At 34.7% G+C, this 21,180-nt stretch carries 15 protein-coding genes and 4 pseudogenes; 6 read left to right on the top strand and 13 right to left on the bottom strand.

Annotated features, from left to right (window positions below; genetic code table 11):
- The first annotated feature begins 140 nt into the window (after positions 1–140).
- Positions 141–2,273 (top strand): ankyrin repeat domain-containing protein, encoded by a 2,133-nt coding sequence (locus ACFZP3_RS07645; RefSeq protein WP_386086934.1) that lies wholly within the window; start codon positions 141–143, stop codon positions 2,271–2,273.
- Positions 2,274–2,346: 73 nt separating this feature from the next.
- Here the strand turns inward: ACFZP3_RS07645 and ACFZP3_RS07640 are convergent.
- Positions 2,347–3,577 (bottom strand): annotated as a pseudogene (locus ACFZP3_RS07640) (IS256-like element ISWpi15 family transposase).
- A 77-nt stretch (positions 3,578–3,654) separates the two neighbouring features.
- On the opposite strand from ACFZP3_RS07640, the gene ACFZP3_RS07635 reads away from it, so the two are divergent.
- The gene (locus ACFZP3_RS07635) at positions 3,655–4,872 is read left to right on the top strand and encodes an MFS transporter (protein WP_309166137.1); all 1,218 of its coding nucleotides are present in this window, start codon (positions 3,655–3,657) and stop codon (positions 4,870–4,872) included.
- Positions 4,873–5,115: 243 nt separating this feature from the next.
- Here ACFZP3_RS07635 and ACFZP3_RS07630 read toward each other — a convergent pair whose 3' ends face one another.
- The 4 genes from ACFZP3_RS07630 to secG all read right to left on the bottom strand — a co-directional run bounded on the left by ACFZP3_RS07630 (position 5,116) and on the right by secG (position 9,284).
- The gene (locus tag ACFZP3_RS07630; RefSeq protein ID WP_265017585.1) at positions 5,116–6,297 is read right to left on the bottom strand and encodes a hypothetical protein; all 1,182 of its coding nucleotides are present in this window, start codon (positions 6,295–6,297) and stop codon (positions 5,116–5,118) included.
- 601 nt (positions 6,298–6,898) lie between these two features.
- The gene (locus ACFZP3_RS07625; RefSeq protein WP_253307249.1) at positions 6,899–7,318 is read right to left on the bottom strand and encodes a nucleoside deaminase; all 420 of its coding nucleotides are present in this window, start codon (positions 7,316–7,318) and stop codon (positions 6,899–6,901) included.
- Positions 7,319–7,359: 41 nt separating this feature from the next.
- Positions 7,360–8,964 (bottom strand): CTP synthase, encoded by a 1,605-nt coding sequence (locus ACFZP3_RS07620; RefSeq protein WP_386086935.1) that lies wholly within the window; start codon positions 8,962–8,964, stop codon positions 7,360–7,362.
- Positions 8,964–9,284: a preprotein translocase subunit SecG gene (gene secG / locus ACFZP3_RS07615; RefSeq protein ID WP_386086936.1), complete on the bottom strand. Its 321-nt coding sequence runs from the start codon at positions 9,282–9,284 to the stop codon at positions 8,964–8,966. The genes ACFZP3_RS07620 and secG overlap by 1 nt, the downstream gene beginning before the upstream one ends.
- A gap of 144 nt (positions 9,285–9,428) precedes the next feature.
- Between secG and ACFZP3_RS07610 the strand changes: the two genes are divergently transcribed.
- Complete coding sequence (locus tag ACFZP3_RS07610; RefSeq protein WP_253307252.1) at positions 9,429–9,944, top strand: gamma carbonic anhydrase family protein; 516 nt, start codon at positions 9,429–9,431, stop codon at positions 9,942–9,944.
- Between the two features lie 10 nt (positions 9,945–9,954).
- A pseudogene (locus ACFZP3_RS07605) lies at positions 9,955–10,163 on the top strand (IS256 family transposase); the annotation flags it as partial.
- A gap of 86 nt (positions 10,164–10,249) precedes the next feature.
- Here the strand turns inward: ACFZP3_RS07605 and trpS are convergent.
- From trpS to ACFZP3_RS07580, 5 genes and pseudogenes are all read right to left on the bottom strand, one after another.
- Complete coding sequence (gene trpS / locus ACFZP3_RS07600; RefSeq protein WP_264688393.1) at positions 10,250–11,248, bottom strand: tryptophan--tRNA ligase; 999 nt, start codon at positions 11,246–11,248, stop codon at positions 10,250–10,252.
- 17 nt (positions 11,249–11,265) lie between these two features.
- Entirely contained in the window at positions 11,266–11,835 is a 570-nt protein-coding gene (locus ACFZP3_RS07595; protein ID WP_253307254.1) for a nucleotide exchange factor GrpE, read from the bottom strand.
- 61 nt (positions 11,836–11,896) lie between these two features.
- Positions 11,897–12,883, bottom strand: coding sequence for a polyprenyl synthetase family protein (locus ACFZP3_RS07590; RefSeq protein WP_253307255.1), 987 nt, complete (start codon positions 12,881–12,883; stop codon positions 11,897–11,899).
- 11 nt (positions 12,884–12,894) lie between these two features.
- Positions 12,895–13,215: a 30S ribosomal protein S16 gene (gene rpsP, locus ACFZP3_RS07585; protein WP_253307256.1), complete on the bottom strand. Its 321-nt coding sequence runs from the start codon at positions 13,213–13,215 to the stop codon at positions 12,895–12,897.
- A gap of 376 nt (positions 13,216–13,591) precedes the next feature.
- Positions 13,592–15,403: pseudogene (locus tag ACFZP3_RS07580) on the bottom strand (SurA N-terminal domain-containing protein); the annotation flags it as partial.
- A gap of 334 nt (positions 15,404–15,737) precedes the next feature.
- On the opposite strand from ACFZP3_RS07580, the gene ACFZP3_RS07575 reads away from it, so the two are divergent.
- The gene (locus ACFZP3_RS07575) at positions 15,738–16,346 is read left to right on the top strand and encodes a cell cycle transcriptional regulator TrcR (RefSeq protein WP_064124724.1); all 609 of its coding nucleotides are present in this window, start codon (positions 15,738–15,740) and stop codon (positions 16,344–16,346) included.
- A 192-nt stretch (positions 16,347–16,538) separates the two neighbouring features.
- A complete protein-coding gene (gene rho, locus ACFZP3_RS07570) occupies positions 16,539–17,942 on the top strand; it encodes a transcription termination factor Rho (RefSeq protein WP_264328936.1) in 1,404 nt (467 codons plus the stop codon).
- Positions 17,943–18,063: 121 nt separating this feature from the next.
- Here rho and ACFZP3_RS07565 read toward each other — a convergent pair.
- The 3 genes and pseudogenes from ACFZP3_RS07565 to ACFZP3_RS07555 form a co-directional block, all read right to left on the bottom strand.
- Positions 18,064–18,216 (bottom strand): annotated as a pseudogene (locus ACFZP3_RS07565) (IS4 family transposase); the annotation flags it as partial.
- A 325-nt stretch (positions 18,217–18,541) separates the two neighbouring features.
- Positions 18,542–19,438, bottom strand: a complete 897-nt coding sequence (locus tag ACFZP3_RS07560; RefSeq protein WP_253307260.1) for an aspartate carbamoyltransferase catalytic subunit — start codon at positions 19,436–19,438, stop codon at positions 18,542–18,544.
- Between the two features lie 203 nt (positions 19,439–19,641).
- Positions 19,642–20,667, bottom strand: coding sequence for an extracellular solute-binding protein (locus ACFZP3_RS07555; RefSeq protein ID WP_253307261.1), 1,026 nt, complete (start codon positions 20,665–20,667; stop codon positions 19,642–19,644).
- Between the last annotated feature and the right edge of the window lie 513 nt (positions 20,668–21,180).

Below are 21,180 nucleotides of genomic sequence, written 5' to 3'. Positions count from 1 at the left end.
TTTATTGAAGTAAAATGGGTATAGAAAGAAAAAAATATAAATTCTCTAAAAAATACTAAAGTTATAAAAATTATGCTTGCATTAGTTTTTTATGTGTATCATATAATGTCCTTATAGTTGTTAGAGAGGTAAATGCATCAATGATAGGTACTCAGGAATCTAAAAAGCTACACTTGGATAGTAAATATGAGTTAATAAAAGAATGTTTACAGCTGTCCCGTAGTGACGTTTTAACAGGTGGTACTCAAAGTTCATATGCAAGTAACTTAAATAATTTAGTACGTCTATTATTTGTTAAAGTATCTGATTTAACAGAAAATCAAAAGAAGTTAGATGAAGAATTATTAACTATTCTTAGCGACTGTCTATTTCTTCATCACTATTGCGATTACATTTACAGTGATATAGAAAGTTATTTTTGTTGTGAAGAAGATTATTTGCATCCTGACGAATATCGCTCTTATGAAGAAAAGTTAAAGCTTCATGATGCAAGCTTTGAAAGACTTGAGAAATTTTTACGAGATAATAAGAATAATCAAGATCTAAAAACTGTTCTTAACTTGAAAAGAGGAGAGTCTGGAACAACGATGTTTCATATGGTATCAGGTATAGGTGATGACGCATTAATGGGTTTACTCTTAAAAGCAGGGGCTAATCATAGTATAAGGGATAATAGAGGGAAGACACCCTTACATTATGCTGCTATTTGGTCTGATTGCATATCTTCTCTCATAAAAGCAGGAGTTGATCCTAACACACAGGATATTAAGGGGAAGACACCTTTGCATTATGCTGCTCATTCTGGTAATAGCAAAAATATAGATTTGCTCCTAGAAAACGGAGCTAAACGCGATATACTTGATAAACAAGGAAAAATCCCACTGCTAATTGCGGTTGATAATCGTAAAAACGATGGTGAACTGCACCTTATCACTGACAATCAATATCGGTTAACAAACGAGTTGCATGGGATAATTAAAGGACGTGGCGTTCGTAGTATTGATTGGTCAGATTACAATATTGAAGTTACTAAAAACCTGAAAGAGTTCTTAGACAAGCACAGAAATAATCAAGATCTAAAGATGGCCTTAAATACTCGAAATCCACACGGACAGTCGGAAGTACTTAGACGTGCCAGAGATCATTTTGGTGATAGCAGCGAAATAGAAAACTTACTTTTAGAAGCAGGAGCAACTAACTATGAAAGGGATATATGTCATATTAAAGGATGTGGTAGTAGCGAAGGATGTTTGCACGAATCTAAGACTTTATGGAATAATTTAACACCATACCAACAGAAAATGCTAGGTAAATTCTTTGATATGGTGTCTCAAGTTCAAAATATGGGTAAACTAGAAGAAGTTGTAGATGAAGCCATAAAATTTGGGGTAAGGTTTAATTTTCCTCAACAAAAAATTTTGCAAGATGAGGCTACTGGGAAATATGTATTGGGGTATCATGTACTTAGATGTGGACCTGAATATAATTTAACAGATTATGTGATAAAAAGAATTAGTGAATTAAAAAAGGATCCTAAAGTTGCTAGTGATATAATATGTAAATTAGTATCAAAAGGAGCAGTGCTTTATAACAAAGATAGTATGGAAGTAATTAATGCATTGGAATCAGAGTTTAAAGACCATAAAACCAATATGAAAAAAGCTTATACAGATCATGTTAATCGTATTCAGAAGTTTATGGAAATTGTTGAAAGTGCGCATAATGGTAAGGTAAAAAATGCAAAAATGGATAATTCTACTTTTTACTTAGAATACTCAGAGGACAGTAAAATAGATGTTGCGAAGATTACAGATGGAGCAAGGAGTTTAGGACTAACTCAAGGAGAAATAGAATACGGAAGAGATATAATAAAGATCGGTAAAAGTGAGGTAGAAATTATAACGGCAAATGGCATAAGGCATTACACTGATCTTGCGGACAATAGCAATATAGTGTTAACTTTCTATACTAGTTTAGGGGAATTAGAAGTTAATTTATACCCTGGCAAGCAAGATAAAATAATAGTAGAAGTGAGTAATAAAAAGGAAATACTGGAAAAGTTCAAAAATTGTAAAGAAGAATTAGGTAAGAATTGCTCATTTGGTGGGTATTTAGTATACGATGCTATTGAACAGGGATATTTTGAAAGGTCTGGAAAATTGATGCGTTCTGAAGCAATGAGTCAATCTAATGGAAAAACAGAAGAGAGTTGGTGTGAAAGAATAAGCAGAGTCTCAAACTCAGAACAAACAACAAGCCGTACTATAGAGTAAAATGGATGGTGCTATCAAGTTAATAGCTTAAGGAATTTTGGGAGTGTTAAATAAACTGTGTCAAACCGCATTTTTAGTTCAACTCAATTTTCAATTTGCCAGGAAAGAAAACATCAAGTTGAGAGATAGTTAATGCCCAATCATGTACAGGCATCGTCCACTTTTCCTCTGCCTTCTTTATAGCACAATATACCTGCTTATACAAGGCATTTATGCTGGTAAATGAGCCTTTGGTCTTAGTGAATTTCCTAATTTGCCTATGTAGCCCCTCTATGGGATTGGTGGTGTAGATTATCCTCCTAACTGGACCAGAATACTTAAAATAACCAGACAAGTTTTCCCAATTATTCTGCCAAGATTTTATAACCATAGGGTACTTTGTGCCCCATTTTTCATCCAATTCCAACAGATAATTCTCGGCAATTTCCTTGCTTGAAGCTTGATATACCTTCTTTAAATCGCTCAAAAAACTCTTCGCATCTTTACTGGCCACATACTTCAGTGAGTTGCGTATCTGATGCACTATACACATCTGCACTTCCGCATTAGGAAAGACACTGTTTATAGCTGCAGGAAAGCTTTTCAGCCCATCAACGCAGGCAATAAGGATATCTTCTACTCCTCTTTCTTTGAGGTCATTTAGCACTCCCAACCAGAAGTTAGCTCCTTCACTTTCAGCCAAATAAAAACCTAATACTTCTTTTTTGCCATTTTGATCTATGCCTAATATGTTATACATGCATTTACTTACGCAATGCCCGTCCTCTTTGACTTTAAAAAACCATGAAAACTATCGGATATACAGACTGCAGCGGGCGACTACGCCATTCGTTGATTACTGGTAGCAATTTGTCAGTAATACTTGATATCTCTGCCGCCGATATTTTGTGATCATAAATTTCCTCAACATGTGACACTATATCTCTATAGCCCATACCACTGGCAAATGTGCTCAAAATCTTCGTTTCAAGCTCTGGATGTAAGTTTGTTTGCCTTTTTTTGACTATTTGTGGTTCGAAACTTCCTTCCCTATCTCTTGGCGTCAAAAGCTCAAATGACCCTGCGCTTGTACGTAAAGTCTTTGCATTCCTCCCATTTCTTCGATTATTCTCTTCGCTTTCAGCCGACAAGTGGTTTTCTATTTCACCTTCCAGGCTTACCTCCAGCAACTTTTTTATAAACGGTGTTAATGCTCCATCTCTTCCTGTCAACGGTCTTCCTTCTCGTATAGACGACAGGATATTTGTTTCTAATTCTTTATAATCTACCAAACCGGTAGTTCTGTTTACTACTTTCTGACTCATTGTCAAACCTCCATTTTTTTATATCAATTTATTACTTTTTTTTCGGTTTGACACAGTTTATTTAACACTCCCATCGTTTGATCGGTAATGCTAACTACGTCAACTTACTTATTGCCGATTTTATTTCCAGTTTAGGTGATTGGATGATAATACCCATTATTGCCTCATTATTCATCTATGATATTGGCTTACCATCACAAATGCTCGCTATTGTTGAGATTGCTATGGCAGCTCCAAGCGTCTTTTTTGGTTCAATTATAGGAGTATCAGTAGATAATAAAAATCCAATACCTATTTTGATTTATTCTGATGTTTTTCGAGCAGCTTTATCTATTATTTTGTATTTTTCAGCTTATCATTATAAGATAATTTTGTTACTACTATTCTTAGAGGGAATATGCCGTTGTTTTTTCTTACCTTCTAGACAAATAGCATTAAAAGTAATGGTTCTTAATGATTTATTGCCAAGAGCATCAGGTTTTTTGCATACCTCGAACCAATTTGCAAAAATTATTGGTCCTGCATTCGGCGGTTTGTTGATCTTATATTGTGATATAGATTTTCTGTTTATTGTTAATGCCTTCACTTTTTTAGTATCTGCATGCTTTATTAAAGCTATTAGCTTACCTGTGGAATTTACAGAAACAAAATTAACTAATAATAAGGTTAGTAAATTGTCTTTTATATATAAGAAGCTGATAAATGTGGGCAATACAATTAAAAATAATAAACTTTTAAATGTTGTTATTATTAACAGTGCATTAAGATTTGCCATAATATTTGTATTCGATTTTTATATAATAGTTTTAAACAAATTCATGAATTTTAATGCATCAATATATGCAATAGCAATAAGTGCTATTGGAGTAGGTAGTGTTGTTGGTTCAGTAATAGTTACTACTTATATTGCCCGTTTTAGATATATTGCATTAATTTCTGCAGGGCAAATCTTTGGTGGGTTATTATTATTGCTTTTAGGGTTATTGGCTTTTTATCAGATAAATTTGTCTGTATATTTTTATGTATTAATATGGCTTTTATTTGGGATAACAGGAGCACTTATTAATATACCATACGCTATTCTATTACAGACGGAAGTTGAACAAAATATAATAGGCTCAGTTTCTGCATTCAGTGAATCTATTCAAAACTTTTTCATGATTATATCTCCTTTAATTGGTGCATTGTTAACCAATTTTATTACGATTGATATAATGTTTTTACTAGTTGGTTTGTTGTTAGTATTGCTAGGGCTATCATTAATAATGAATAATCAAAGGTTATCACTTAAGTGACCTTACCCAGAAAAAGTGGAGAGAAAGTTGAGACGTTTTATAGTATAGCTCTTTTCACAATAATCCGATCACTATACGCTGCTTGCCTACTGACTTCCACCATAGCCATGAATCCGTATCTTACCTAATTTGGATTATTATGAGAAGGGCTATAAGTTAATGATTTATAGATTCTTCCAAAGAAATTATCTCATTTTACTTTTTTAAAAAATTTACTTGATGATTATGACCATTTTTTTTGATTTATATTGGGTTTAAAGAAGATTCAATAATTGGCTGTTCTACATCTCTCACTTTCTCGAGCTTGGTATTTGGCTTGAACGAATTGTACAGTGCAAAACCTATACACGCTAATCCAACTATTCCCCCAATCACCGCTATGGCATACATTTTCAATATACAAGCTACAATACCACAGACTAGTAATGCCGCACCAACACTACCAGCCAAGATTGCTCGTCTTTGTTGCATTGATGGTTTTTCTTTTTTGTCTGCAGTATTTTCTTTGCTAGATCCATTATCAAAACATGCAGCAGAAGAAAGGCTGTTGGAAGCATTTGGCTCTTGTATGTCAGTTTCTGTTACAGCAGTTTCATTTTTTTCGCATATTCCAGTATTATCGAGCTTTTCTATTGAAGCAGCGATGTGCTCTATAGCTATTGTATTACTTTCATTACTATTTTCGCATGGCTCAAGATATTTATGTTCTATAGATTCTTCAAGACTACTTTCATTATTATTTTCATATGCGTTAGCCGGTGCCTCGATATTACCGATAGTATCTTGAAGCACTTTTTCACTTCTAGCTGTAGTAGTTTTGGCTGTTACAACAGTGGGCTGCTGGGTTGCTCTCTTATTAAGAATATTTCCCAGTTCTCTTACAGCTTCACTATTTTCACACGCTTCAGCATAGGTGAATGGGGTGTAAGTCATTTCCTTGCTATTTGAATGTTTTATAATTATTCTCTTTTTTAGAATATCTTTCAAAATACCATTTTCCTCAGAGATCTTTAACACTGCTCTAATCATGTCATTGTCTCTACGTGATATAGCATCTGTAAGTATTGTATGAATTTCTTCCCGACCATCTGAATGTTTTGTGGTCATCTCTTCATTCAGAACTTCCTTTAATAGTTTTTGTTTTTTGGCTTCTTCTAAAAGATCTTTTACAGCTTGATTATTTTTATGACTTATAGCATAATGTAGTAGTGACAACGTCTCCTCTCTACCATGATACTCGTAAGTTATTTTTGCTAAAAGAATCGTGCTTGCGTTATAGCTGGACTTTTTGAATATTCCATTTTTGAACTTTTCGGCAACACCTTCCCCTTCTTCTATTTTTCTTGCTAGTTTTTGTATATTCTTTCTATCTTTATCTGTTAACTCATATATATCACATACTAATGTCAGTTTTGACGTTTTCATAATGTTTTCCCCTATTAAGATTTATTGATTTAGTGGTAGTAGTTGCAGTTGCTCACCCCATAAAGTTGGTACTTTCTTTCAATCAAAGGTATTCTACTGTTTTAAATTCCATGTAAAGATTTAGCTTATCTTTTACATCTAAACAGCATTAACACGATTTGCCTTTTTGTAGATGAGTAATTCTCTAGGGATTATCCTATTGAATTCTATGATATTATTTTTTGTAACATTGTCTAAAGTGCCCAGACACTGGGATCCAGCTTCTATGCAACTTAATTAAAAACGTTTGTTTTAGCGTAAGACAACTACCTTTAGCTCATCAGCTCAGTTATAAGCAAAATTTCTGGATCCCAGTGTCTGGGCACTGGGATGACACCATTTGCTGTGCAATTTACCTTCAAAAATGAATGTTCGTACAGCTATGTGTCAGCTACTTGCATGACACCCTGCTGGTGGGACAATGTTTGTATAGTTGTGCGTCACACGCTGGAATGACGAATTACTTAACCGTCATACCGTCACGGTATCTCCTAGCATAGATCCCGCTAATACGTAGCGGGATGACGAATTTGTATCGGAAAACAAGTAGCATGACGGTTTGTCAAATGTCTCTCAGTTTCTCAAAAAAATCCTTTAACAAAAAAGAGCATTCTGTTTCTAATATCCCACCATAAACTTCAGGTATATGGCTGCAAAATTGAAATATCTTAGCACCATTTTCAATTCCTCCACCTTTTGGATTATAAGCTCCAAAGTACAATCGTTTAATCCTGGCAAAGGAAATAGCTTGAGCACACATCGGACATGGTTCTAATGTTACGTATATGTCAGAATCATAAAGCGTTGAAGTTGAGAGCAACTCACATGCCTGCTTGATCGCTAACATCTCTGCATGTGCAGTTGGATCGTTGGATATGTTGTGTGCAGAAGAAACGACATTGCTTCCACTAACTATTACGGCACCTATGGGAACCTCATCATTTTTTTGAGCAAGTTTGGCTTGCTCTATGGCAAGCTCCATATATTGATACTTGAACACTTTCCTTTGCTAATCTTCTTTTTTTAAATTTTATTAACTGCTGCCTTAATAAACGATATAAAAAGAGGATGAGGAGAAAACGGCTTTGATTGAAACTCTGGATGAAACTGCACACCAATAAACCACGGATGACTCTCTAACTCCACTGCCTCTATACATGTTCCATCTTCTGATATGCCACTGCATAGCAGCCCATTTTTTTCCAAATCATCTTTATAATCTGAATTGATTATGTATCTATGTCTGTGTCTTTCTGAAATAGTAGTGTTACTATATGCATCCATCATTTTAGAGCTTGCATTTATATTACATTTGTATGCCCCAAGTCTCATGGTTCCACCAAGATCGTCATCTTGATCGCCAGCTAACTTAACGATTGGATGTTTACAGTTATGAAATTCTTCAGAGTGTGCATCTTCAAGCTTAACAACATTACGAGCAAACTCAATAATTGCAAGCTGCATACCAAGGCAAATTCCGAAAAATGGGATATTATTTGTACGGGCATAATTTATTGCTAATATTTTATTCTCTACTCCGTCATCACCAAACCCCCCTGGGACAAGAATTGCATGAGAATTCTGTAACTTCTCCCCTATAAGCTTTTCATTTATAGGTTTTTCTTCCTTCTCTCTTGAGTTAACCCAATTTATCTTTACTTTGACTTTATTACTAATCGCACCATGATTTAATGCTTCAACTAGTGATTTATACGCATCAGGGAATTCGGTGTATTTTCCCACTATAGACACAGTAACTTCCTGTGTTGGGTGCCTTATGGAATGCACTATTTGATCCCATTCAATCAAGCTTGGTTTTGGCTCACTTAAATGAAAGTGCTCCAAAATTTGCGTATCAAGCCCACATTGGCTATACAACACCGGTAACTCATATATATGACTCACATCAGGAGCAGGTATCACATTGGACAAAGAAACATTGCAAAGCTTAGCTATTTTCTCTCTCTGATTATCGAAAATTTCTTTCTCACTGCGGCATAATATAATATCTGGTTGTAACCCCGCGGAATTTAACTCTCGAACTGAATGCTGCGTTGGTTTTGTCTTTAATTCTTGCGCTGCGGTAAGATATGGTATTAAAGTTAAGTGAATAAGGATAACTCTTTGTTTTCCTAATGTGTAGTTAACTTGGCGTATAGCCTCCAAAAATGGTTGGCTTTCAATGTCACCTACAGTTCCGCCTATTTCACATATTACAAAATCTAAACCTTCCGTACCATTAAAAATGAACGATTTGATTAAATCTGTCACATGAGGAATGACTTGCACAGTTTTGCCCAGATAATCACCACGCCTCTCTTTCTTCAACAACTCATGATATATCTTACCAGTTGTTATATTGTCATCTTTTGTTGCTTTAATTCCAGTAAAACGCTCATAATGCCCAAGATCCAAATCAGTTTCAGCACCATCCTCGGTAACAAACACCTCTCCGTGCTGAGTTGGGTTCATTGTCCCAGGATCAATGTTGAGATACGGGTCAAGTTTTCTGATACGGATCTTAAAACCGTAAGCTTGAAGAAGCGCACCAACGCTTGAAGCAACTAAGCCTTTACCAAGCGATGACACAACTCCACCTGTGACAAAGATAAATTTAGCTTCCTTCATTAATTTTCAAATGGAACAGAAGTAGGTTCACTTTCTTGCTTTTTTTCTAATATAATTTTCTCTGCAATCGATTTTTTATGTACGTCTTTTGAATATAATCCTGACAATAGCAATGTGTTTATAATAAACAATCCAGCAACAATAGCCGTTATTCTGCTGAGCGGGTTTTCAGAAGATTTTACCGGAATCATCGAATTGACTCCCTGTTGTGTATTACTAAAACCACTTAACGAACTACTCTCAGGCGGCTGCAAGAGCACTAAAATTACTAACATAACAACCAATATTACTTGAAATATACTTAATACCGCTACTGACATTATAGATAGAGCTGAAAATAAAAATTTTAGGAGCATAAAGTGCATAAGTCAAGAACATCTGTCACCCAAGTAGCTTGGAATCTAAGTATGTATTTACTGCCTACCTTATTTTGGTTAGCATATGCATAAAACTGTGGGCTTAATATGTATCACATTTTAAAATACAAAGATTATGAACCAAAAATAGACGAAAGTGCTTTCATCGCAGGTGGTTCGCATATCATAGGCAAGGTTGAAATAGGAAAAGATGCGAGCATCTGGTTTAATTGTGTGGTCAGAGGGGACGTTGGATCAATAAAAATAGGTGATGGAACAAATATTCAAGATGGAACGGTAATTCATGTGGATAGAAACCCAGGTGGTGATACAACTATTGGCAATATGGTAACAGTGGGACATTTTTGTATGTTGCATGCATGTATGGTGCATGATAAAGCGTTTATTGGTATGGGCTCTACCGTGATGGACCATGCAGTTGTGGAGCCTGAAGCTATGGTAGCTGCTGGCTCGCTAGTGACACATGGAAAAGTAATAAAAAGTGGGGAAATATGGGCTGGCAGGCCAGCAAAGTTCTTCAAAAAAATGTCGAATGAAGAAATTAAACATATTACACAATCAGCACAAAATTATATTATGCTAATGAAGGAATATAAAAATTAAAGTTCGCGTGAGGCTAATTTATACTACCAACCCTATTGAGGGACTGCATAGACAGATTAGAAAATTCACTAAAACTAAGGGCTCATTTACTAGCTTGTACAAACAGGTATATTGTGCTATAAAAAAGGCAGAGCAAAATTGGACTATCCTAATTGGGCTTTAACTATATCTCAACTTGATATTTTCTTTCCTGGTAGATTGAAAATTGAGTTGAGTTAAAAATGCGGTTTGACACACTTTTTTGAACATTTCCTTATTGCCTGTTTTTACAATTTTGAATTGATTCCTTAGGTTATGCAAGAGGTCTATTGAGCAAATCCAATAATATCCTTGATTTCTTTTATATTATGGGTTGCAATTTCTGCTGCTTTCTTTGTACCTTTTTTTAATATTTCACGTAAATGGAATTGGTCTTTTAAAAGATCATTCATTCTCTCACGTATGGGTGATATAACACTGATAATTAAATCAGCTAACTCTTTTTTGAAGTGCTTCATGTCATGTTTGTTCACTTCTTCACATACTTTTTCCGCATTTACATTACTAAGCACTGAATAAATGTTTATCAAATTGCTTATTTCTGGTCGGCACTCTAAAGTAGCAAAATCAAAGCCTAGAATTGAATCTGTTTTTGCTTTTTCTATTTTTTTGACAATTAAATCATCCGTATCATCAAGGTTAATGCACGAATATTCTGAAGGGTCAGATTTACTCATCTTGCTTGTGCCATCTCTTAAGCTCATTATTCTTGATGTGCAATCCAAAGTTAAGATTTCAGGTACGATGAAATAATCCAGTTTATAATGATTGTTAAAAGCTGATGCAATATCACGTGCAAGCTCCAAATGCTGTTTTTGATCATCACCAACAGGAACGTATTTAGTTTGATACAACAATATATCTGCAGCCATAAGTACTGGATAACTATATAATCCAAGAGAGGCTTTTTGTTTATCGCCGCCAGCTTTATCTTTAAATTGAGTCATGCGATTAAGCCAACCAATTGGTGTATAGCACCCAAGCAGCCAGCCCAGTTCTGCATGACCACTAACCGTGGACTGATTAAAAATAATGGACTTTTCTGGATCTATTCCACATGCAATATAAGCTGCTGCTGTTTTGAAAATATTACTTTTTAATTCACTTGCGGGAAGCTTATTTGCTGTGATTGCATGTAGGTCGACAATACAAAAAAGAGATTTGTATTTATGCTGTAAGTCTATCCACTGTTTGATTGCACCAAGATAATTACCTAAATGTAGTACGCCACTTGGCTGGATACCTGAAAAGACAATACTTGTCATTATACATTTACCTCATGCTAATCGCTTCCACAATCAGCAGATTTCTTAGAAAGAATAACCATTGCAGGACGGAGCAACCTATTTTTGATAGTATAACCAGTCTGTAGTACTTCTATAATAGTGCCAGGCTCTTTTTCATTGTCTTCTCTTTCCACAACAGCTTGGTGTAAATTACTATCAAAAAGCTCACCAAGTGGATCTACTTCCTCTATTCCATGTTTTTTTAGATCATTTATAATTTTTTGATAAGCTACTTTAATCCCCTCATGAACAGGATCACCGTCTTTCAAAATTTCCATTACTTTTTTTAAATTGTCGCACGAGTCGATCATATCACGTGCAAATTTTGTGACTGCATAGTCACTTGCATCGCTAATTTGCTTTTGCATTATACGTTTGACGTTTTCATTATCTGCAACAGCACGGCGTAAATGATCTTCAAGCTGAGCTGCACGTTCTTTTAATGTATTGAGATCTTCATTTAAATCATCAGTTTGCTTATGGTTATCACTTTGTTGGTCGTCACCTTTCTGCCTATTTACCATATCGGCAAATTTCCTCTTTTTTTCTTTACTGCTGTCTGACATATCACTATCCTTAAGAATCTAATAAATATATAGCAATTAATTCGAAAATATCAAGCACCAGCTACATTTGTCTTTCTATGCTCGCATTTAAAAAGTCAATTAAAGTAATTTTATAAAAAGAATCAGAAAAAGTACTAATATCATTTTGTGCCATATTAATGTAGTATCTAGCTTTTTCCATAGAAAGCTGAATGGCATTATGGTGATTAATATAGTGTAATGCTTGGTCAAAATTGTGTCTAGCTGAAGAAAAGCATTTTTCCCAGAATTTTTGCTCTGCTGGACTGCCCTTTTCGTATGCTATAATAGCAGGTAAGGTGACTTTACCTTCGAAAAAGTCTTTTCCGACTTGTTTTCCAGAAGTGCCTTGATTAGCAGTATAATCGAGCATATCATCAACTATTTGAAATGCCATACCAAAATTAAAACCAAAATTCTTTAGCCTCTCTGTTTCGTCATTTGTTGCACCAGATACTGTAGATGCAGCTTCACAGCATGCAGAAAATAAAGATGCTGTCTTTTCTCCAATGATATCAAAATAATTTTCCCTGACTGTGTGGGGGTCAAAACGTGTTGTCATCTGCTTTATTTCACCCTTCACAAGTAAATGCGATGCTTTAGATAAAATAGAGAGAATATTTAAATTTCCACACTCTATAAGCCATCTAAATGCTAGAGTCAACAATAGATCACCAACTAAAATGCTTGATTTATTTCCCCAAATCTTATTCGCTGTTTTAACTCCATGGCGTGCCTCACTTTCATCGAGCACATCATCATGAAGTAAAGTAGCATTGTGTATAAACTCTACCGATGCAGCAACGTTGATCCTATCCTCCCCAGAATAGTTTAGCATTTTACATATAATAAAAACTAGTTTAGGCCTTATTTTTTTTCCACCTGAACTAACAAGATGAGATATAATATCAGTAGCAAGCTTAGCACCTTCATCATTGACATTTTTGAAGATAAAGTCCTTCATAGCTGATAGATCAGAAGATACGACATCGTCTAATTTACCATTATTTGTTAAATCAGTATTTAGCATTTTAAAGAGACTTATGCTTCTTGTCCCTGTGCTTTCTCGTTCTCTACTTTCTTCTTTTCTGTTTTCTTTGGTTCTGTTTCTAAAGTTACTATGCCTTTTTTAATGAACCATAGTACTCTTTCAGTTGCTTGCGCGCCTACGCTTAGCCAATGTTTTAATCTATCAGCCTTCACCACAACACGATTTTTATTGTCTTTTGGTAACATTGGATCATATTGTCCTATTTTCTCAATAAAACGCCCATCTCTTGGTGCTCGTGAATCAGCTACAACTATCCTATAAAAAGGGCGTTTCTTTGCGCCAAACCTTGCCAACCTTATTTTAACTACCATGTTAACCTTTATTCATATATTAGTCACAATTTTATACAATGAGCCGTTTTAAGTCAAATGAATTATACAACTTTTGCACCTTATAATATAATTACCAATAATGTAGGGCAGCGCCGGGCGCACAGCTATACGAACATTCATTTTTGAAGGTAAATTGCACAGCAAATGGTGTCATTCCAGTCTGGAATCCAGCCTTTTCATAATCATTAAAACGTTGTATTTTAACATAAAACGGCTACTTTTATACTTAATAAAATTCCTGGATCCCAGACTGGGATGACATCCTTCCTAGTGAAGATTGCTCTCAAATCGCAATGTTCGTACAGTTGTGTGTCTCGGCACTGGATGCGTTTGAAGCAACTTATAAGATTTTTGACTATATATCATCAAGTATAGCGTGATTAACTTCGACTTTATACTTTGATTCCAGATAGCTAATTAATTGCTCTTTTAGCGATATCATCACACGTTTTCCGGTGTCAAGCGTGTTTAATTTACCATTTGATGAATGCATTTCTTTTAGAACACCTATTATAATTTCATTATTGTATTGAATAGGGTCTGTCACTGAACCAGTTGTTTTCATATTGAAAATCTCTTCTACAAAAGAAAAGGGGTAGTTTTGTTGATCCACTTCATTGCGTTGCATCTGCTGACCTTTAACTAATTCCACACCTTGAATTTCTTCCAAATCTGTTTTTTCTCTTAGTTGAACTGCAACCTCTTGCCCAATTTTAAACATTCTTTCTTTTATAAACTCACTACACCAAAGCTCTACCGCTAATGCCCTGCCTTCTTCAAAACTTTGCAATTTTGGTGGAACGATATCAATGATTTTTACACTAACAACAGCGTCCCCAACGCCCTTGAAATAACCTTTCTGATCCTTTTCTCGCGAAAAAATGAAAGAAATCAAATCACCAGAATCTCCTACGTTATTACCGCTTTGATCTTTTCCACTCGCATCTACTGGACCAATAGTTTGTATAGGTAAATTATATTCACTCAATATTTCTTCAATTTCTGAACCATTGTATATCTTATAGTTCACTTGGTTTATGAAATCATTGACTCTTTCAAAAGACTTTTGGTTAGTTAGAACTGACTTTATGTCTTTTTTTAAATCAACTAAGTCTTCATCAGAGATTTGATGCGCACTTTCCACTTTTATTATATGCCAACCAAAACTGCTTGCTAAAACTTCACTTACTTCACCTACTTTGAGAGCAAATACCTTTTCCCTCACGTCTTCTGGTAAAAAATCCTTAGTTATATTATTTACTCTAGTTTCCTCAAGTTTTGCTTTGCCAAACTCTCCTACTATCTGTTCAAAGCTTGTTTTACCCTCCTCAAATGCTCTTCTTGCTGTCTCAGCTTCTTCTTTGGTAGAAAATATTACATTGAATACATCTCTTTGATCTTTTAGTTCCTGTTGTTCTATTATACCATCAACTTCTTCATCTGAGATCTTGATTTGATCTTCAAAATACTTTTGGCCTAGGGAAATATATTGCGCAGTTCGATACTCAGGATAATAAAAATGGGATTTATTTCTTTCGTACAAATCAAGTAATGCTTGATCATCTGGTTCAGGAATGTTTGTAACTGCATCTTCAGTTATTTTAACAATATCAACCACTCTAGTTTGGTAGCGACTTTTGTATATCTGCTCATCAACTCTCTCGCCAAAAGTTACCGGATAATTATCTTTAAATAACGAAGTCATGAACATCATTGCAGGCAGAACTTTCTCTAGCTTTGCTATATACTCTTTCTCTGTCATATGCAGTTCATTTAGCGTTTCATGGAATTTATTTTTGTCAAATTCGCCTTTATCATTTTGAAAGTATTTGGTATTTTTAATATGGTTTTTTATAGACTCTTCTCCAACTGTCAACCCCAGCTCACTAATTAGGTTAAACAATAGTTTTTGCTCTATAAGTGCGTTAAGCAAATCATATTTCAGCTTTTTTACTTGTTCTCTACTCGCATCAGATCCAGAAATTTGCTTTTCATAATTTTGATATAGTGATTTATACTCATCTGACGTTATAACTTCTTTTCCAACCCTAGCTACCTCTTCTTTTTCATCATCACCTGATAAAAGGTTGCCAATTCCCATGAAGACTAATAAGCAAGCTAAAAGGACAACGGTTACTTTAGTGAAAAAATTTTTAACATTCATTTTAAACTCAGTTAATTAATGGTTAATTATAGAATAGTGATAATTTAATTCTTGTAAACCTGTTGCTTTATTAGCCAATATATATAATATTACAATATATTAACTTAAAATTTAACTCTTTTCTTAAATAGAAACATATGTTTGACTAAGTTATACTATACCTTAAGAAGGGAAAATATTTTTTTGAATCGTTTGAAATATGCTTAAACGTAAGCGCATTTAATTAACTTAAGAGGTGGGAAGTGACAAACAAAAAGTCATTGAATGACAAAATTAATGCTTTTTTAGTTTTAATAGCTTATATTTTAGCTCTGTATAACAGTAAGGGATACTTTAAATGGGAGATGCTTTTTTGATGTCAATGGAATCTTCTAAGGGCAATAACGATAGAAATAAACAGTTTCTAATGCAAATAGCTGCTTGGTTAGTAGACAACACTGGTTTAACTTTTAATCAAATAGCACAATGCTGTAGGTTGGCCCTTGAAGAAGTACAAGACATAGCTGATGAGGAAATAGAAGTTGAAAAATATAACCCTATTATTTCTGGGGTAATTACTGAAAAAGAAATCGATGATTGCAAAAAAAATTCAAACCGTGTACCAAATTTGATTATAAAAAATATAAAAAAAAGGAGTAAAGCGATTGGTAGCATTCTTGGCTTTGCCTCTACGGCAAGGCGTAGAGATAAACCTGATGCGATTTATTATTTAGTAAAAAAATTTCCTATCTTGGATAATAACGTTATAGCTAAATTAATTAGTACAACAAATTACACAGTTGAGCAAGTAAGAGATGGATCTCATCATAACATGCAAAATATAAAACCCCAAGATCCTGTACTACTTGGCTTATGTAGTCAAGAAAATTTAGAAGCAGAAGTGGAAAAAGCAAAAGTAGAAGAAGAGAAGCAAGAAAGGTTAAAAAATATAAAGAATAGCTATTGAAAATCCTCAAATTTTTGTGCTTTGTTAACATTAAATTAACTTGACTTGCTAGTGTTTATTAGTATAATGTAAGTAAAGTACGGGGTTTAATAATAATTAAGCTTAATACGCACTAAAACTAGCTCAGCCTAATTTATTATCTTATAGTCACATTTTAGGTTAGTAAGCATCAATTAAAATTTTTGGAGGATCATGACAACAATCAATGAAGATGTTTTGGCAAAAGGAAAGGTTACAGCTCAACCTGAAAAAAGTGAGCAAATTCACAATAACGATACAGTAAAACAGATGGTCAATGAAGGTACTGAGAAAAACAGAAAAACATTAGATCTGAGCGAATTAAAAGAGAAAACAGCAGAAGAATTGTTAGAGTTAGCTGAAGAAAGAAAAATTTCAACTAACGGTAAAAGCAATGGTAGAATGCTAAAGCAGGAAATGATATTCAGCTTAATGAAGAAAATGAGCGAAGAAGGAGGCATAACCACAGGGAGTGGAATAGTGGAAATATTGCCTGATGGTTTCGGTTTCTTACGTTCAGCAAGTGCAAATTATGCTCCAAGTACCGATGATGTTTATATTTCTAACGGGCAAATAAAGAAGTTTAATTTACGTACAGGAGATATGGCATGTGGAGAAATAAGGCCACCTGGTGATAAAGAAAGATATTTTACTTTAACTAAGGTTCAAAGTATAAACTCTACTGAAGTCAGTGAATTAAGAAAGTACGTCCATTTTGATAATTTGCTTCCTCTTTATCCTGAGGAAAGCATAGTACTTGAGTGTAATAGTGGTGATGATAAAAAAGGCTTAAGCATGCGTGCTATAGATATAGTAGCTCCTCTTGGAAAAGGGCAAAGAGCGTTAGTAGTTGCTCCACCTCGCACAGGAAAAACTGTATTGCTTCAGCAAATGGCTAACTCTATAGCTATAAATCACCCTGAAATAGAATTAATAGTGTTACTTATAGATGAAAGACCTGAAGAAGTAACAGATATGATACGTTCTGTAAAAGGTGAGGTAGTGAGTTCTACGTTTGATGAGCCTGCTTACCGTCACGTACAGCTTGCTGAAATAGTAATAGAAAAAGCTAAAAGAATGGTTGAGCATAAAAAAGATGTGGTAATCCTACTTGACAATATTACTAGACTTGCACGTGCTTATAACGCTGTTATTCCTTCGTCTGGGAAAGTTCTAACTGGTGGTGTGGATTCAAATGCACTGCAGAGACCCAAGCGTTTTTTTGGAGCGGCTCGTAATATTGAAAATGGTGGTTCTTTGACAATCATTGCTACAGCTCTTATAGACACTGGTTCAAAAATGGATGAGGTTATTTTTGAAGAGTTTAAAGGTACAGGAAACGCTGAGATTATACTTGATAGAAAACTTTCTGATAAACGTATATTTCCAGCTATTGACATTACAAAATCCGGAACAAGGAAGGAAGAGCTATTAGTTGATAAGGCTATACTAAATAAAATATGGGTGTTGCGTAGAATACTCAATCCTATGGGATCTGTTGAAGCAATGGAATTTTTACGTGACAAACTACTTTTAACAAAGAGCAATGCTGACTTTTTTAACTCCATGAATCACTAAAAGTAAGCCAGTTATGATGGATATGCTGAGCAAAAAGTAAAACGCTTTTATAGTTAAAATAATTGTATCCGTTCAGGCAATGGCGAACTTAGGGAGCGTTAAATAAACTATACGCGTCAAGTTAAGAAGCAAAGGTAAGAAAATTCAATGAACTTAAGGTGGATACTCTAGTCTTTCTATATCTGTCTTTCACAGAAAATTGTGACCAGTTTATGGTAAGTTTTTTCAGGAAAATTCTCAAATTATTAATTTTGCTGCTTAACGCTAAAAACAAGTAACCGTTCACGGATTGTGAGAATGAATAAAGAACTAAGCAGTCGTAACTTTTGGAAGGGATTTTGGCCATTGAGACGTGATGTCAAAAATATCGACAACATTCTTCCACGAACCTTTCCCCACGTTCCAACCAGGTGAAAAAGCTGTTTTTACGATAGCCGTCTAATTTGCCGTTCTGCAAGGTTGTTGATTGACTTCAGGCTTTCGTAAAAACTTCCACACTATATCCTCGGCCTTAACATCTTAATGGCCATTCTCAAACCATTCTCGTCATTTCATGAAAAAACCCTTCTTTCGCATTAGTTGTGTAGCATCTTTTAATATTAACAAGGCCTATAATAGTGCAGCACTGCCTTACGTATTGCCAATCCAAATTCTACTTGCTGTAAAATAACACAATCTGCTACATCGCTGCTAATCTCAATCCCTCTATTTATTGGCCCTGGGTGCATAACAATCGCATCTGGTTTTGCGTATGATAGCTTTTGTGAATCAAGTCCATACAAATGAAAATATTCTTTCTCTGAAGGAACAAAACAACTATTATTCATGCGCTCTTTCTGCAGTCTTAAAAGCATGATTACATCAGCATCCTTTATACCTTCAATTAATGAATAATGGACTGAATCTACTTCAGGAAAATGCTTACAAATCAAAGTTGGTGGTGCGACCAAGCTTATCTCTGCTCCAAACATTTTTAGCAACCTTATATTTGACCTTGCAACTCTACTGTGCAGAATGTCTCCACATATCACAACTTTGAGATCCTTTATTTGCTTTTTATGACTGCTGATTACAAGATAATCTGCAAGAGCTTGAGTTGGGTGTTCACTGCTTCCATCGCCTGCGTTGATTAGCGAGCAGCTAACATTCTTAGCCAGCATATTAACAATACCGCTATTTTTTTGCCTGATTATTATATAGTCAGGATTCATTGCATTTAATGTTTTGATCATGTCTTTTAGATCTTCTCCCTTGTTAATAGAAGAAGATCTTATTGGCAAAGTTACAACATTTGCTCCAAGGCTTTTTGCTGCTATTTCAAAAGACGCAAGTGTACGCGTTGAATCTTCAAAGAATAAATTTATTACTGTCTTATTTTCCAAGATATGACTATTTGCAGCTTCTTTTTTAAGGTACTGGTTAGCCAACTTAGTTATATTTTCTACATCATCGACTGTAAGGTCTGAGATGTTTAACAAATTCCTTCTCTTGTGCATAGTTTCCTTTTCAACTACTTGAACCTATTCTACTTTCTTATTATTGTTTTTCAATAGACCTCTTGTGCAGCAATTGTTTTGGTGAAAGAACAGAAAAAGATAGTAAAGTCAAAATTAAGTTAGAAGGAAGAAAAAGTTCAGCGAGTCAAGAGTAAGGTACATTAGCATAAATCTTTCATCCCAGTGTTCAGTGGCACTGGGGATTACTTCCACTTACACTCATCCGCTATCATAACAGCCTCAAGAAGATGCTTCTCAAGTTCACTTAGAGGTAAATCACTTTGTGGATAATTTCCCCAAGACTTTAGTATATCGGAAGTTTCAACGCCTTCAATAACAGGGTATTCTTGGTTTTTTTTAGCGTATAGCTCTTGAGCCTGCTTGCTTACTAAAAATTCCAATAAGACTATAGCATTTTCCCTGTTTTTTGCGTTTTTTGTTACTGCTGCACCACTGATGTTTACCATTACGCCGTGATCATTGCGATTAGGAAAAAAAGCCCCTAGCTTGTCTATAACATTCTTTTTATTTTCTGATGAAAGAATTCTTGCAAAGTAATAACTATTTACTATTGCAACATCTCCTTCACCAGCAGCTACAGCATAAATTTGGTCAGTATCACCACCACTTGGTTTTCTTGCCATATTACTCACAATTCCACTTACCCATTCTTTCGTCTTTTCAAAACCATTATTTGCAATCATAAAAGCAATCAATGACCGGTTATATGGACTTGTAGAAGAACGCACTAATATTTTTCCTTTCCATTTTTCATTTGCTAAATCTTCATAAGTACTTAAGTTTTTAGGATTTACTGACTCTTTATTATAAACTAATATTCTGGTTCTTTTTGTAAGGCCAAACCAATAATCTTCACTATCTCTAAATTTTGCAGGTATAACACTTTTTAAAATCTCTGAATCCACTTGAGATAAAAGCCCTCTTTTTTTTGCCAAAATCAGGTTCACTGCATCTGCAGTTAAAAGCAAGTCAGCTTCACCGCCATTTTCCATGCGTGAAAGTAGCTGAGAATAATCATCAATGATGTAACGTACTTTAATGCCTGTATTTTTTGTAAATTCATCAAATAAAGTACGTACTAATTCTTCTTTGCGCGATGAATAGACATTCACTACTTGTGAATTGTCAGTTCCGCTGTTTTTATACAAAAAAGTAATGACTATTAATACAACTGCTATTAAGGATGTGAATATAAAGGCTTTTTTCATATTGGATAAAAAATAACTTCTTTCAGTTAAAGATACTCAAATAGCGCAATCTTAGCAAGTGTAAAATTCGTTAGATGTAGCTAATATAATTTGGATTTACCGAAGTCAATGTATGAAATAATCGAAATTGTCATTCCAGCGCGTGACGCTAGGCCATAAAACCTACTTGACAAACTCCGTCAGCCCCCTTATCATGAAACTGAAGGTATTCAGTTATCTTCATCTGCGCAGATTAAACAGCAAAAAAACAACGTAGTTGGCGTCTTATTTTTAATTTTTTGCACTATGCGCACCTTATGTCTTCACAACATTTCTAGGTTTTTACCTACACAAGCTGAAACGCGCTTATAAAGCGTTTAAGACAGTATAGTACGCCAATTTGCAGGATTAGAGAGTGATAACTAGCTAACACGGGGTTTCTTTTGCCTTTTTTTCTGCTTAGTAAATTTCTTAAACATTTGAACTAAGGTGAGCTGCACTTAAAAGCAGCTAAATTGCAGTGTTTAAGACTTA

The sequence above is a fragment of the Wolbachia endosymbiont (group A) of Norellia spinipes genome, assembly GCF_964273535.1.
This window is presented reverse-complemented; position numbering and strand designations above follow the sequence as displayed.

Excerpts from the sequence above, each read along its gene's own strand:
- ACFZP3_RS07645 (WP_386086934.1), top strand. The coding sequence starts at position 141 with ATGATAGGTACTCAGGAATCTAAAAAGCTACACTTGGATAGTAAATAT.
- ACFZP3_RS07630 (WP_265017585.1), bottom strand. The coding sequence starts at position 6,297 with ATGAAAACGTCAAAACTGACATTAGTATGTGATATATATGAGTTAACA.
- ACFZP3_RS07625 (WP_253307249.1), bottom strand. The coding sequence starts at position 7,318 with ATGGAGCTTGCCATAGAGCAAGCCAAACTTGCTCAAAAAAATGATGAG.
- ACFZP3_RS07620 (WP_386086935.1), bottom strand. The coding sequence starts at position 8,964 with ATGAAGGAAGCTAAATTTATCTTTGTCACAGGTGGAGTTGTGTCATCG.
- secG (WP_386086936.1), bottom strand. The coding sequence starts at position 9,284 with ATGTCAGTAGCGGTATTAAGTATATTTCAAGTAATATTGGTTGTTATG.
- ACFZP3_RS07610 (WP_253307252.1), top strand. The coding sequence starts at position 9,429 with ATGTATCACATTTTAAAATACAAAGATTATGAACCAAAAATAGACGAA.
- trpS (WP_264688393.1), bottom strand. The coding sequence starts at position 11,248 with ATGACAAGTATTGTCTTTTCAGGTATCCAGCCAAGTGGCGTACTACAT.
- ACFZP3_RS07595 (WP_253307254.1), bottom strand. The coding sequence starts at position 11,835 with ATGTCAGACAGCAGTAAAGAAAAAAAGAGGAAATTTGCCGATATGGTA.
- ACFZP3_RS07590 (WP_253307255.1), bottom strand. The coding sequence starts at position 12,883 with ATGCTAAATACTGATTTAACAAATAATGGTAAATTAGACGATGTCGTA.
- rpsP (WP_253307256.1), bottom strand. The coding sequence starts at position 13,215 with ATGGTAGTTAAAATAAGGTTGGCAAGGTTTGGCGCAAAGAAACGCCCT.
- ACFZP3_RS07575 (WP_064124724.1), top strand. The coding sequence starts at position 15,738 with ATGGGAGATGCTTTTTTGATGTCAATGGAATCTTCTAAGGGCAATAAC.
- rho (WP_264328936.1), top strand. The coding sequence starts at position 16,539 with ATGACAACAATCAATGAAGATGTTTTGGCAAAAGGAAAGGTTACAGCT.
- ACFZP3_RS07560 (WP_253307260.1), bottom strand. The coding sequence starts at position 19,438 with ATGCACAAGAGAAGGAATTTGTTAAACATCTCAGACCTTACAGTCGAT.
- ACFZP3_RS07555 (WP_253307261.1), bottom strand. The coding sequence starts at position 20,667 with ATGAAAAAAGCCTTTATATTCACATCCTTAATAGCAGTTGTATTAATA.